Raw genomic sequence first — 12,175 nt, 5'->3', positions numbered from 1 at the left:
GGTTTCCGTGCACGTCCCGGGGTCTCGAGGCTCGTCGCCAGGGCTCCTCGCACCTCGACCACCGTGGGGCCGCCCTGTGCCCTCCGACAGGCTCAGGGTCCGTGGGTCGGGTCGGCGGCGACGTCCCTGCGTCAGACGGCGGCGGTGGGGCGGGGGGTGACGGTGGCGAGCCAGGCGCCGATGGCGGCGTCGGCGCGCTCGGCGGCGGGGGCGAGCAGGTCGACGCGGGCGTGGGCGCGGCGCAGGTCGCCGGCGCGCAGGTCGGCCTCGATGGTGGCGGCGAGGTCGGCGAGCTCGAGGGCCCCGGTCATGGTCGAGGAGACCTTCAGGCTCAGCACCGTGTCGAGGGCGTCCTCGGCGTCGAAGGTCATCACGGCCACGACGGTGCGCGAGACGCGGGTGGGCAGCATCCGGCGGTAGGTGCGGGCCAGGTCGAGCACGAACGAGCTGCCGGAGTCGTCGTCGACCAGGTGCTGCAGCGTCGTGGCGTCGAAGACGGTCATCGCGGAGTCCTTCTGGATCGGGGGTGGACCCATGGTGCTGCCGCGCCGATCAAGGCGACCACACCGAGAACCTCAAGAAACCCGCAAACCCGCGCCCCCAGGACCGATCACGGGGCGAGTCGGTGCCCGAAAAAGGCATGGGCGCGGACCGTGATCTCTGGGGGGCTCGACCACGGTCCGCGCTTGACACCGATTATGACACATCTTTACGCCGACGACCGAACGGGCGGAGATTTCACCCGTCTCACCAGAACACCCGGTCGACGACGTCACGGGCCAGCCGCGTGGTGCGCAGGTAGTCGTTGACCATCTCGTCGGTGCCACCCGGCGCGTAGCCCAGGATCGAGGCCACGGCGGCCCGTTCGCGGGTGTCGCGCGGCAGCTGGTCGGAGGCCTTGCCCCGCGCGAGGACGACGGCGTTGCGCACCCGGCTGACGGTGCGCCAGCCGTGGGCGAGCCGCTCGGCGTCGTCCGGCTCGAGCAGGCCGGCGTCGCGCGCGGCCTGCAGCGCGGTGAGGGTGCGCGGCGTGCGCAGCGTGGGCACCTCGTGGGCGTGGCGCAGCTGCAGCAGCTGCACGGTCCACTCGATGTCGGCCAGGCCGCCGCGGCCGAGCTTGAGGTGCAGCTGCGGGTCGGCACCGCGCGGCATCCGCTCGCGGTCGACGCGGGCCTTGATGCGCCGCACCTCGAGCACGTCGTCGTCCGACAGGCCCCGCTCGGGGTAGCGCAGCGGGTCGATGAGCGCCTCGAACGCCGCGCGGACCTCGGGGTCGCCGACCACGGCGTCGGCCCGCAGCAGCGCCTGGGCCTCCCAGACCTCCGACCACCGCGCGTAGTAGGCGGCGTAGGAGTCGAGGGTGCGCACGAGCGGTCCCTGCTTGCCCTCGGGGCGCAGGTCGGCGTCGATCACCAGCGCGGGGTCGGCCCCGGGCAGCGCCAGCACCCGGCGCACCTCGTTGACCACCGCGGTGGCGTAGGTCGAGGCCACGTGGGCGTCGGCTCCCTCGACCGGCCGGTGCACGAACAGGACGTCGGCGTCGCTGCCGTAGGAGAGCTCGAAGCCGCCGTAGCGGCCCATGGCCACGATCGCGATGCGGGTGGGCGCCTCGTCGAGACCGCGCTGCGCGCGCACGGAGCGGCCGGCGGCGTCGAGGGTCACCTCGAGGGTGGCGTCGGTGATGCGCGACAGCCCGGCGCCGACGTCGGCGACGTCGGTGAGGCCGACCAGGTCGCCGGCCGCCACCCGGAACAGCTCGCGACGGCGGACGGCGCGCGCGGCCCGCACGGCCAGGTCGAGGTCGTCGTGCCGCGAGGCCGCCGCCCCCATCGCCTCGGTGATCGCCTCGGCCGACAGCGGCGCGAGGTCGGCCCCGAGGATGCGCACGCCCTCGGGCTCCCGCTCGAGCAGCCCGGTGAGGTAGCGCGACGACGACAGCAGCTGCGCCAGCCGCTCGGCCACCTGCCCCTCGTCACGCAGGGTGCGCAGGTACCACGGCGTCGAGCCGAGGCTCTCGCTGATGCGACGGAAGCCGAACAGCCCGGCGTCCGGGTCGGCGCCCTCGGCGAACCAGCCGAGCATCGCCGGCAGCAGGGCGCGCTGCAGCGTGGAGGTGCGCGAGACGCCGGAGGTGAGCGCCTCGAGGTTGCGCAGCGCCGCCTGTGGGTCGGCGTAGCCGAGCGCCGCGAGCCGGTCGCCGGCCGCCTCGGAGGTCAGCCGCACCTCGCCGCCGTGCACCCGGGCGACCGCCCCGAGCAGCGGTCGGTAGAAGAGCTTCTCGTGCAGCCGGCGCACCTCGCGACGGTGGTGCTCCCAGGTCTTCTCGAGCGAGGTGGCGGCGTCCTGACGGAACCCCAGCGCGCGGCCCAGCCGGCGCAGCGAGGCCTCGTCGTCGGGCACCACGTGCGTGCGCCGCAGCCGGTGCAGCTGCAGCCGGTGCTCGAGGGTGCGCAGGAAGGCGTAGGCCTCGTGCAGCGCGTCGCCGTCGTCGCGGCCGACGTAGCCGAGCCGGGTGAGGTCGGCCAGCGCGCTGAGGGTGGCCGAGGAACGGATCTGCTCGTCGACGCGACCGTGCACCAGCTGCAGCAGCTGGACGGCGAACTCGACGTCGCGCAGGCCGCCCGAGCCGAGCTTGAGCTGGCGCCCGGCCTCGCGGGCCGGGATGTGCTCGACGACCCGCCGGCGCATGGCCCGCACGCCGTCGACGAAGCCGGTGCGCTGGGAGACCGACCAGACCATCGGGCCGACCAGCGCGACGTACTCGCGACCGAGGTCGAGGTCGCCCGCGACCGGTCGCGCCTTGAGCAGCGCCTGGAACTCCCACGGCTCGGCCCAGCGCTCGTAGTAGCCGCCGTGGCCGGCGAGCGTGCGACTGAGGGGGCCGCGCGTGCCCTCGGGCCGCAGAGCGGCGTCGACCGGCCAGATCGTGCCCTCGCCGGTGTGGTCGGAGCACGCGCGCATCAGGTGGCGGGCCAGGGCGGTCGCCGTCCTCAGCGCGGCCTGCTCGCCGGTGGCCTCGGGGTCGGTCGGCTCGTGCACGAAGATGACGTCGACGTCGGAGACGTAGTTGAGCTCGTGCCCGCCGCACTTGCCCATGGCGACGACCGCGAGCCGCACCGAGGCGGCCTCCTCCCCCACCCGCTGCCGGGCCACGGCGAGCGCGGCCTCGAGGGTGCCGGCGGCGAGGTCGGACAGCTCGGCGGCGACGTCGTCGACCCCGAGCTCGTGGGCGAGGTCGCGCGCGGCGAGCCGCAGCAGCACCCGGCGGTACTCCACGCGCAACGCGTCGACCGCCTCGGCGTCGGGCCTGGTCGCGACGGGGACGTCGTCCCCCGGCCCGGGCTCGGCGCCCACGGCCCGCAGCAGCCCGGCCCGCACCGCGAAGGCGGCCGGGCGGGTGCAGCCGAGGGTGGGGTCGGTGAGCTCGCGCCAGTGGCCGGGGTGGCGCGCGAGGTGGTCGGCCAGCGCCTCGCTCGCCCCGAGGACGGCGCACAGCCGCATCGCGGTGCCCTCGTCGTCGACCAGCGCGTCGAGCAGCGCGTCGCGCCCGCCGTCGGTGGCGGCGTCGTCGCACGCCTCCGCCAGGCGCACCAGCGCGGCCAGCGCGGCGTCGGGGTCGGCGGTGCGGCCGAGGATGGCGACGAGCGGCTCGACCGGGCGGGTGGGGGTCTCGAGCGCGGTCAGGTGGGCGCGGGCGGCGTCGGCGTCCTCGAAGCCGTGCCGCAGCAGGGCCGCCTTGCTCGAGGTCGGCCGGCTCACGCGCCCGCCTCGCGGGCGAACGCGGCGGCCAGCCGGTGCCCGTCGCGGTCGAGCCCGTCGCGGGCGGCGTCGACGGCGGCGAGCACCTCCGCCTGGTCGAGGCCGCGCTCGAGGTGGCGCTCGGCGTCCTTGCGGGCCCAGTCGTCGAGGATCGCCGCGTCGGCCTCGGGGTGCCACTGCAGGCCCCACACCCGGTCGGCCCAGCGCGCCGCCTGCAGCTCGCCGGTGGCGGCCCGGGCCAGCTCGACGGCGCCGGGCGGCGGCTCGAGGACGACGTCCTGGTTCCAGAACACGGCGGGTCCGGTGACCTCGGCGAGCAGCGGGTCGGTGGCGGCGGCCTCGGTGCGGCCGACGTCGCGCAGGCCGACCTGCTGGCCACGCGGGTTGCGGCCGACGGTGCCGCCGAGCGCGAGCGCGGCGAGCTGGTGGCCCAGGCACACCCCGAGCACCGGGACGCCGCGCTCGGCGGCGTCCACGACCAGCGCACGGGTGGGGGCGAGCCACGGGACGTCGTCGTCGAAGGCGTCCATCGACCCGCCCATCACCAGCAGGCCGTCGTGGCCGTCGAGGCCGGGCAGCGGGTCGCCGTCGTAGGGCCGCACGACGTCGAGCGTGCAGCCGGCCTCGGCCAGCCAGGCGCCGAGCGGGCCCGGCGGGCAGGTGGCCTGGTGCTCGACGACGAGCAGGCGCGGCCCGGTCACGTCGTCCGCCGTCACGGCCACCGCCTCAGATCACCGGCAGCATCTGGTCGCGCTCGAAGGCCGACACCTGCCCGCGGTAGGCGTCCCACTCGGCGCGCTTGTTGCGCAGGAAGAAGTCGAAGACCGTCTCGCCGAGGGTCTCGGCCAGCAGCTCGGACCGCTCGGCGATCGTGATGGCGGCGTCGAGGTTCTTCGGCAGCGGGTCGATGCCGAGGCTCTGCCGCTCGCGCTCGGAGAGCGTCCACACGTCGTCCTCGGCCTCGCGCGGCAGCTCGTAGGACTCGGTGATGCCCTTCATGCCGGCGGCGAGGATGACGGCGAAGGCGAGGTAGGGGTTGCAGGCGGCGTCGACGGTGCGCAGCTCGACGCGCGTCGAGGCGTGCTTGAGCGGCTTGTACATCGGCACCCGCACCATCGCCGAGCGGTTGTTGTGGCCCCAGCAGACGTAGGACGGCGCCTCGCCGCCGAACATCAGCCGCTTGTAGGAGTTGACCCACTGGTTGGTGACCACGCTGATCTCGGGCGCGTGCCGCAGGACGCCGGCGATGAAGCGGCGTCCGGTCTGGCTGAGCTGGTACTCGGCGCCGGCCTCGTAGAAGGCGTTCTGGTCGCCCTCGAACAGCGAGACGTGGGTGTGCATGCCCGAGCCGGGGTGGGTGGTGAACGGCTTGGGCATGAAGGTCGCCCAGATGCCCTGGCTCAGCGCCACCTCCCGGATGACGGTGCGGAAGGTCATGATGTTGTCGGCGGTGCTCAGCGCGTCGGCGTAGCGCAGGTCGATCTCCTGCTGGCCCGGGCCGCCCTCGTGGTGGCTGAACTCCACCGAGATGCCCATCGACTCGAGCATCGTGATCGCGACGCGGCGGAAGTCGGCGCCCATCGACTGCGCGGTGTGGTCGAAGTAGCCGCTGCGGTCGACCGGCACCGGCTCGACGCCCGCCTGCGGGGTGTCCTTGAACAGGTAGAACTCGATCTCGGGGTGGGTGTAGAAGGTGAAGCCCTGCTCGGCCGCCTTGCTCAACGTGCGCTTGAGCACGAACCGCGGGTCGGCGTACGACGGCGAGCCGTCGGGCATCACGATGTCGCAGAACATCCGCGCCGTGGCGGGGTCCTCCGAGCGCCACGGCAGCAGCTGGAACGTCGACGGGTCGGGCTTGGCCAGCATGTCGGCCTCGTAGACCCGGGCGAAGCCCTCGATGGCCGAGCCGTCGAACCCGATGCCCTCCTCGAAGGCCCCCTCGAGCTCGGCCGGCGCCACCGCCACCGACTTCAAGAAGCCCAGCACGTCGGTGAACCACAGCCGCACGAAGCGCACGTCGCGCTCCTCGAGCGCCCGCAGCACGAAGTCCTCCTGCTTGCCCATGGCGTCAGCGTAGGGGCAGCGGTGGTGCCGACCCGTGGGGCGTCATGCGTCGTGGTTGCTCCCGCTGCCGGCTCGTACGACGCCCGGCCCGGTCGGGTGGGTCAGTCGTCCTCGTCGGGCAGCGTCTTGACCTCGCGGTCGCTGATGGTGGCCTCGCCGTCGTTGCAGTAGACCTCCAGCTCGATCGAGCGGTTGCCCGACGCGAACAGGACGTCGATGTCGTCGTCCGGACCCTGCTCGTAGGGCAGCGCACGCCAGCCGGGGGCGGGGTCGACGGCGTCGCCGTACGCCACCGCGCCCTGGCAGCTGACGGTGAACGAGCCGTACTCGCCCTCGAAGACCCGGCTGGTGCGCTCGGCGTCCGGGTCGGGCGTCACGAAGCCCTCCTGGTCGGCCAGCGCCGCCTCGACCGCCTGGGCCTGGCCGGTGAGCGGACCGCGGTCGCGCACGCTCGCGCCGACGCCGGTGACCGCGAAGAGGCCGACGGCGACCGCGACGACGGCGGCGCCCAGCCAGGCGGCGAGGTAGCCGAGGGTGCGCGGGGTCGGACGGACCACGCCCCGATCATGGCCGACCCCGTCCCATCGCGAGCCCAAGCGGCGGTTAAGGCGCGGCTAAGACGGCCCGCGGCGCCACCGGACGCGGGGGCCCGGGCGCTAGGTTCGGCGTCGTGGTGCAGCTGCTCATCATCGAGGACGACGCCCGCATCCGGCCGCTGCTGATGCGCTCGCTCGACGAGCGCGGCTACGCCGTGGCCTCGGCGTCCACCGGCATGCAGGGCCTGCAGCTGGCGGTCGACTCCAAGCCCGACCTCGTCATCCTCGACCTCGGCCTGCCCGACGTCGACGGCACGCAGGTGCTCTCGATGCTGCGGGCGGTCAGCGACGTGCCGGTGATCGTGGCCAGCGCGCGCGACGACGACCCGTCGCTGGTCGGCTGCCTCGACGCCGGCGCCGACGACTACGTCGTCAAGCCCTACACGACCACCCAGCTCGAGGCGCGCATCCGGGCGGTCATGCGCCGCACCGGCGGCGGGGGCGCGCGCACCCGGCAGAACGTAGTGGTCGGCGACCTCGAGATCGACGTGCCCGGACGCCGCGCGACCCTCGCCGGCGCGCCGCTCGACCTCAGCCCGCGCGAGTTCGACCTGCTGCGCCACCTCGCCGAGCGGCCGGGCGAGGTGGTCACCAAGCGCGAGCTGCTGGTGGAGGTGTGGCAGCAGCCGTGGGGCGGGTCGGACAAGACCGTCGACGTGCACCTGTCGTGGCTGCGCCGCAAGCTCGGCGAGACCGCCGCCGAGCCGCGCTACCTGCACACGGTGCGCGGCGTCGGCGTCCGCCTCGGCGAGCCGGGCTGAGCGGTCGACGGAATGACGGGCGGCTGAGGTGCGCCGACAGCTCACGCTCACCGTGGCGGCGGCGCTGACGATGGTGCTGCTCGCGATGGTGATCCCGATGGCGGTGCTGCTGCGCAGCTACGTGCTCGAGGACCGCCTCGCCCGCGCCGCCCTCGAGGTGCAGGCCACCGAGACCGTGGTCTCCTCCGGCGACGTCGGCACCATCTCGGTCTACGTCGAGCGGGTCAACGCCGCCGACGACAACGTCACCACCGTGCTGATGCCCGACGGCGCCGTCCTCGGCCCAGCGCCCGGCGAGGAGGAGCGGGCCCGCATCGTGCAGGCCCGCAACACCGGGACGGCGCGCGTCGACGACGTCGACGGCGGCACCGTCATCCTGGTGCCGGTCTCGCTCGGCCGCAGCTCGGCGGGGCCGGAGCAGACGCCGGTGGTGCGGATCTTCGTGCCCACGCCGGGGCTCGAGCCCGAGCTGGTGCGCAGCTGGGCGATCCTCGTGGCGCTCGGGCTGGTGCTGCTCGCCGGCGCACTGTTCCTGGCCGACCGGCTGGGCCGCTCGTTCACCGGCCCGATCCGCAGCCTGGCCGGCTACGCGCAGGGCCTGGGCACCGGCCCCCGCGCCGAGCCCCCGCCGGTCGAGGGCCCCAAGGAGGTGCGCGAGCTCGGCGTCGCGCTGCACCGTCTCGTCGACCGGGTCGAGGTGCTGCTGGAGCGCGAGCGGGCCGGCATCGCCGACGTCTCGCACCGGCTGCGGACGCCGATGACGGCGCTCCGGCTGCGCATCGACGCGCTCTCCGGCCGGCTCGACGACCCCAGCGAGCGCGACCGGCTCGCCGCCGACCTCGACGAGCTGCAGGCGACGGTCGACGCGGTCGTCCGCGAGGCGCGGCGCTCGGAGCGCGAGGGGCTCGTGGGCGTCGTGGACGGCGTCACCACGCTCGTCGAGCGGGTGGAGTTCTGGCGCCCGCTCGCCGACGACCAGGGCCGGCCGTTCGAGGTCGGGTCCGAGGTCACGGGGCCGGTCGCGGTGCGCGCCGGCGAGGGCGACCTCGTCGCGCTGGTCGACGTGCTGCTCGACAACGTCTTCAGCCACACCCCCGACGACGCCGCCGTCGCCGTCCGGCTCTCCGCCGCCGACGACGGGCTGGTGCTCGTCGTGGACGACGCCGGCCCCGGCCTGCCCGAGGGGCACGTCGTCGCCCGGGGGCGGTCGGGCTCGGGCTCCACCGGCCTCGGCCTGTCGATCGTGGCCCGCACCGCCACCGAGTCCGGCGGCCGCCTCGACCTCACCCGCTCCCCCCTCGGCGGCACCCGCGTCGCCGTCACCCTCGGCGGCGCCTGAGGCGTCCTGGTGCGCGCGTTCGCGTGCACCGTGCGACCGATCCGGTGGTCGAGCAGCGAGGAACGAGCGTCGTCGAGACCACCGGCCCTCCACGCACGACCGACCCACGGACCCTGAGCCTGTCGAAGGGCTGGCTCCGGTGGTCGAGCAGCGAGCCCCGGCGAGCGTCGTCGAGACCACCGGACGTCCACGGGAACGTTCGCGTCGACCTCCCGGGGTCTCGACGACGGCCTCGCGCAGACGCTCGGCCTGCTCGACCACCGGACGGCTCCGGTGGTCGAGCAGCGAGGAACGAGCGTCGTCGAGACCACCGGACCACCACGCGAACGTTCGCGCGGGGTTCCCTTCGACAAGCTCAGGGCCCGTGGGGCCGGGTTCGCGTCGACCTCCCGGGGTCTCGACGACGGCCTCGCGCAGACGCTCGGCCTGCTCGACCACCGGCCCTCCAGGCAGACCCGACCCACGGACCCTGAGCCTGTCGAAGGGCTGACGCCGGTGGTCGAGCAGCGAGGAACGAGCGTCGTCGAGACCACCGGCCCACCACGCCGACGTCCGCGCGGGGTTCCCTCCGACGAGCTCAGGGTCCGTGGGGCCGGCCTCGCCCGACGACGGGTGGGAACGCAGCGCGGCCACCGTCCGGGTGGACGGCGGCCGCGGTGGGTCGAGCGGGTGCGGGTCAGGCGACGACGCTGGCGCCGCACTTCGCGGCGCCGTTGAGGCGGTTGGCGGTGAAGGCGAAGGTGTCGGTGCCGCGGGTGTCGCGGCGCACGCGGTCGACGTCCAGGTCGCCCTCGCGGTCGGCCTTGCGGACGACGTTGGCGATGACCTTGCCGTCCTGCTTCAGCACGACGCGCCACGAGCTGCCGGGGGCGACGCGGTCGAGGTCGGCCGAGATCTCGTAGACGCCGTCCTCGCGGTCGACGGAGAGCTCGTAGACCCCGCCGCCGCAGCGGCCCTGCTTCTCGCGGTCGAAGCCGTCGGCCTGGGCCGGCGCGGCGGCCAGCAGGGCGGTGGGGACGGCGATGGCCGTGACGGCGGTGGTGGCGATGATGCGCTTCATGGTGGGTGCTCCTGAGTGGTGGGTGGTGCTGGTGGGTGGATGAGTGGTGCGGGGGTCAGCGGGTGAGGGTGGCCGTGCAGGTCTCGCCCTCGGCGGGGGTGACGGTGACGGTGAAGTCGTCGGCGCCGTCCCGGTCGACGGCGGCGTCGAGGTCGAGCTCGCCGTCCTCGTCGGTGGTGCGCTCGCCGGCGAGCACCTGGGTGCCGCCCTGCTCGACCAGCACCTGCCAGACCTCGCCGGGCCCGGTCGACTGCAGCTCGTAGCTGAGCTCGAGCCCGCCGTCGTCGGGCTCGACGCTGATCTCGTAGGCGGTGCCGGCGCAGGTGCCCCGGTCGGTGGTCTCGCCGTCGTCGGCGAACGCCGCCCAGGCGCCGACGCCGACACCCGCCACGACGACGGCGCCGACGACACCGGCGGCTCCGATCGACCAGGCCTTCTTCTTCATGCTGGTGCTCCGTCCTGTGCTGCTGCTGGTCTCGGTGACGGGACGAGCATCCGACGGCGCGCGCTAACCCCGAACCAGCCGGCGGCTAAGGCGCCGTTAAGACGCGAAGAAGCCGGAGGGCCCGGGTCGCGTGACCCGGGCCCTCCGGCCGGTGGTGGAGCGGTGACTGTGCGTGGTGCGGTGGCTCAGCCCTGGCAGGGCGGCACGTCCTGCGCGCCGCCGACGCCGCCGAAGATCCGCGTCATCGGGGCGGGCCGCTGCGTACGGGTGGCGAAGGCGAGGGTGCCGTCGGTGCGGCCCCCGACACCCTCGACGCGCACCTTGCGCACCGTGAGCGGCACGGTGCTGCGCACCTGCGACGGGTCGCTGGCCAGGCACAGCGACCCCTTCCTCTTCGTGCGGGCCTCGGCAACGGTGACGCGGTCGCCGGTCTTCTCGCCGCCGTAGCGGAAGACCACCTGCGAGACGTAGCCGAGCCGCTTCTCCCACGGCGAGCTGATGGCGGCGCTGACGCCGTCGACCCAGCGCTGCGGCACGGTGAAGGTGACGCGGTGGTCGGGACCGACCTGCTTGCTGCGCGAGCTCCAGCTGCGCTGCCCGTCGTAGGCGGCGAGGGTGATGCCGCAGCGGTCGCAGCCGTCGACGGCGAAGGTGATCTTCTGCGACTCCGGGACGCCGTAGGTCGCGGTGCCGGTAGCGGCACCGGTGACGACGGTGGTGCCGGACGCCGAGGGCTCGACCGCGCCGGCTGGGGCACCGACGGCGGGCAGCAGGGTCAGGCCGGCCAGGGCCGCCGCGGCGGCGAGACGGGTGAGAGAGCGCATGGTGGTGGAACCTTTCCGAGGCAGGGCGGTCGGTGCTGTCGGAAGGTGTGACCGCACCCGGGCGCGGAAAGTTGTCGGCCGTCGCGCTGGTTCGCCCGGTCGAGGGGTCGCCTGAACCGAGCGATCGCACGGTTTATGCAGCCCAGGCCACCCCGCGGCGTCCTGAACCGAGCGATCGCACGGTTCGTGCAGCCCAGGCCACCCCCGCGCCGTCCTCAACCGAGCGATCGCACGGTTCACGCAGCCCAGGCCACCCAGCGGCGTCCTGACCCGAGCGATCGCACGGTTCACGCAGCCCAGGCCACCCCGCGCCGTCCTCAACCGAGCGATCGCACGGTTCACGCAGCCCAGGCCACCCAGCGGCGTCCTGACCCGAGCGATCGCACGGGTCATGCAGCCCAGGCCACCCAGCGGCGTCCTGACCCGAGCGATCGCACGGTTCGTGCGGCCCGGCCGACGTCCCGGCCGCGCCCGACCACCCCGGCAGGTCAGCAGCGGGGCGTACGGGCGTGCCTAGGCTCGAGGCATGGCCGAGACCCCCGACGTCCCCACCGAGACCGCCGCCCTGCCGAACGGCGGCGCGATGCCGCTGCTCGGCTTCGGCACCTGGCAGCTGCGCGGGGACGACGCCGTGCGCGCCACCGGCGCGGCGCTCGAGGCCGGCTACCGCCACCTCGACACCGCCACGATGTACCGCAACGAGGCCGAGGTGGGCCGGGCGCTGGCCGAGAGCGGCGTCGCGCGCGAGGAGGTCTTCGTGACCACCAAGTGCCCGCCCGACCGCGCCGACCGCGCCCTCGACACGCTGCGCGCGAGCCTGGAGCAGCTGCGCACCGACCACGTCGACCTGTGGCTGGTGCACTGGCCGGTCGGCGGCGCGGGCCGCGACGTCGAGCTGTGGCAGCGCTTCGTCGAGGCGCAGCAGGAGGGCCTGGCCCGCGAGGTCGGCGTCAGCAACTACGACCCGGCGCTCATCGACGAGGTCACCGACGCCACCGGCGTCCGCCCTGCGGTGAACCAGGTCGAGTGGAGCCCGCTGCTCTTCGACGCCGGCACCGTCGCCGCCCACCGCGAGCGCGACGTCGTCCTCGAGGGGTACAGCACGCTCAAGGGCGGCACGCTCGAGCACCCGACCGTCGTCGGCATCGCCGAGCGCCTCGGCCGCACGCCCGCGCAGGTGCTGGTGCGCTGGCACGTGCAGCACGGCATCGTCGTCATCCCGAAGTCGGCGAACCCCGACCGCATCCGAGCCAACGCCGACGTCGGCGGCTTCGAGCTGAGTGCGGACGACGTCGCCGCGCTCGACGCTCTCGGCGGCTAGCAGGTA

General features: G+C 74.6%; 11 protein-coding genes. 3 read left to right on the top strand and 8 right to left on the bottom strand.

Annotation, left to right across the window (positions count from 1 at the left end):
* Window positions 1-131: 131 nt before the first annotated feature.
* From ABEA04_RS15875 to ABEA04_RS15855, 5 genes are all read right to left on the bottom strand, one after another.
* A complete protein-coding gene (locus ABEA04_RS15875) occupies window positions 132-503 on the bottom strand; it encodes a hypothetical protein (RefSeq protein ID WP_345460656.1) in 372 nt (123 codons plus the stop codon).
* Window positions 504-747: 244 nt separating this feature from the next.
* Complete coding sequence (locus ABEA04_RS15870) at window positions 748-3,759, bottom strand: bifunctional [glutamine synthetase] adenylyltransferase/[glutamine synthetase]-adenylyl-L-tyrosine phosphorylase (RefSeq protein WP_345460653.1); 3,012 nt, start codon at window positions 3,757-3,759, stop codon at window positions 748-750.
* Window positions 3,756-4,475 (bottom strand): type 1 glutamine amidotransferase, encoded by a 720-nt coding sequence (locus ABEA04_RS15865; protein WP_345460650.1) that lies wholly within the window; start codon window positions 4,473-4,475, stop codon window positions 3,756-3,758. The genes ABEA04_RS15870 and ABEA04_RS15865 overlap by 4 nt, the downstream gene beginning before the upstream one ends.
* 10 nt (window positions 4,476-4,485) lie before the next feature.
* On the bottom strand, window positions 4,486-5,823 hold the full coding sequence (locus tag ABEA04_RS15860) for a glutamine synthetase family protein (protein WP_345460647.1): 1,338 nt from the start codon (window positions 5,821-5,823) through the stop codon (window positions 4,486-4,488).
* Window positions 5,824-5,924: 101 nt separating this feature from the next.
* Window positions 5,925-6,380, bottom strand: a complete 456-nt coding sequence (locus tag ABEA04_RS15855) for a hypothetical protein (protein WP_345460644.1) — start codon at window positions 6,378-6,380, stop codon at window positions 5,925-5,927.
* Between the two features lie 113 nt (window positions 6,381-6,493).
* On the opposite strand from ABEA04_RS15855, the gene ABEA04_RS15850 reads away from it, so the two are divergent.
* Both ABEA04_RS15850 and ABEA04_RS15845 read left to right on the top strand, forming a co-directional pair.
* On the top strand, window positions 6,494-7,180 hold the full coding sequence (locus ABEA04_RS15850; protein ID WP_345460641.1) for a response regulator transcription factor: 687 nt from the start codon (window positions 6,494-6,496) through the stop codon (window positions 7,178-7,180).
* A 28-nt stretch (window positions 7,181-7,208) separates the two neighbouring features.
* The gene (locus ABEA04_RS15845) at window positions 7,209-8,519 is read left to right on the top strand and encodes a sensor histidine kinase (protein WP_345460638.1); all 1,311 of its coding nucleotides are present in this window, start codon (window positions 7,209-7,211) and stop codon (window positions 8,517-8,519) included.
* Between the two features lie 676 nt (window positions 8,520-9,195).
* Here the strand turns inward: ABEA04_RS15845 and ABEA04_RS15840 are convergent.
* The 3 genes from ABEA04_RS15840 to ABEA04_RS15830 all read right to left on the bottom strand — a co-directional run bounded on the left by ABEA04_RS15840 (window position 9,196) and on the right by ABEA04_RS15830 (window position 10,848).
* Window positions 9,196-9,579 (bottom strand): hypothetical protein, encoded by a 384-nt coding sequence (locus ABEA04_RS15840; RefSeq protein WP_345460635.1) that lies wholly within the window; start codon window positions 9,577-9,579, stop codon window positions 9,196-9,198.
* A gap of 55 nt (window positions 9,580-9,634) precedes the next feature.
* Entirely contained in the window at window positions 9,635-10,024 is a 390-nt protein-coding gene (locus ABEA04_RS15835; RefSeq protein ID WP_345460632.1) for a hypothetical protein, read from the bottom strand.
* A 185-nt stretch (window positions 10,025-10,209) separates the two neighbouring features.
* A complete protein-coding gene (locus ABEA04_RS15830) occupies window positions 10,210-10,848 on the bottom strand; it encodes a hypothetical protein (RefSeq protein ID WP_345460629.1) in 639 nt (212 codons plus the stop codon).
* Window positions 10,849-11,374: 526 nt separating this feature from the next.
* Between ABEA04_RS15830 and ABEA04_RS15825 the strand changes: the two genes are divergently transcribed.
* Window positions 11,375-12,169: an aldo/keto reductase gene (locus tag ABEA04_RS15825; protein ID WP_345460626.1), complete on the top strand. Its 795-nt coding sequence runs from the start codon at window positions 11,375-11,377 to the stop codon at window positions 12,167-12,169.
* Window positions 12,170-12,175 lie beyond the last annotated feature (6 nt).

The sequence above is a fragment of the Nocardioides marinquilinus genome (assembly GCF_039543705.1).
In the GTDB taxonomy this organism is placed as follows: Bacteria; Actinomycetota; Actinomycetes; order Propionibacteriales; family Nocardioidaceae; genus Nocardioides; species Nocardioides marinquilinus.
Note: the sequence above shows the minus strand (reverse complement) of the source record. Positions and strands in the feature narration are given on the sequence as shown.

Bases quoted from the DNA above. Each gene is read 5' to 3' on its own strand.
- ABEA04_RS15875 (WP_345460656.1), bottom strand. From the start codon at position 503: ATGACCGTCTTCGACGCCACGACGCTGCAGCACCTGGTCGACGACGAC.
- ABEA04_RS15860 (WP_345460647.1), bottom strand. From the start codon at position 5,823: ATGGGCAAGCAGGAGGACTTCGTGCTGCGGGCGCTCGAGGAGCGCGAC.
- ABEA04_RS15840 (WP_345460635.1), bottom strand. From the start codon at position 9,579: ATGAAGCGCATCATCGCCACCACCGCCGTCACGGCCATCGCCGTCCCC.
- ABEA04_RS15835 (WP_345460632.1), bottom strand. From the start codon at position 10,024: ATGAAGAAGAAGGCCTGGTCGATCGGAGCCGCCGGTGTCGTCGGCGCC.
- ABEA04_RS15830 (WP_345460629.1), bottom strand. From the start codon at position 10,848: ATGCGCTCTCTCACCCGTCTCGCCGCCGCGGCGGCCCTGGCCGGCCTG.
- ABEA04_RS15825 (WP_345460626.1), top strand. From the start codon at position 11,375: ATGGCCGAGACCCCCGACGTCCCCACCGAGACCGCCGCCCTGCCGAAC.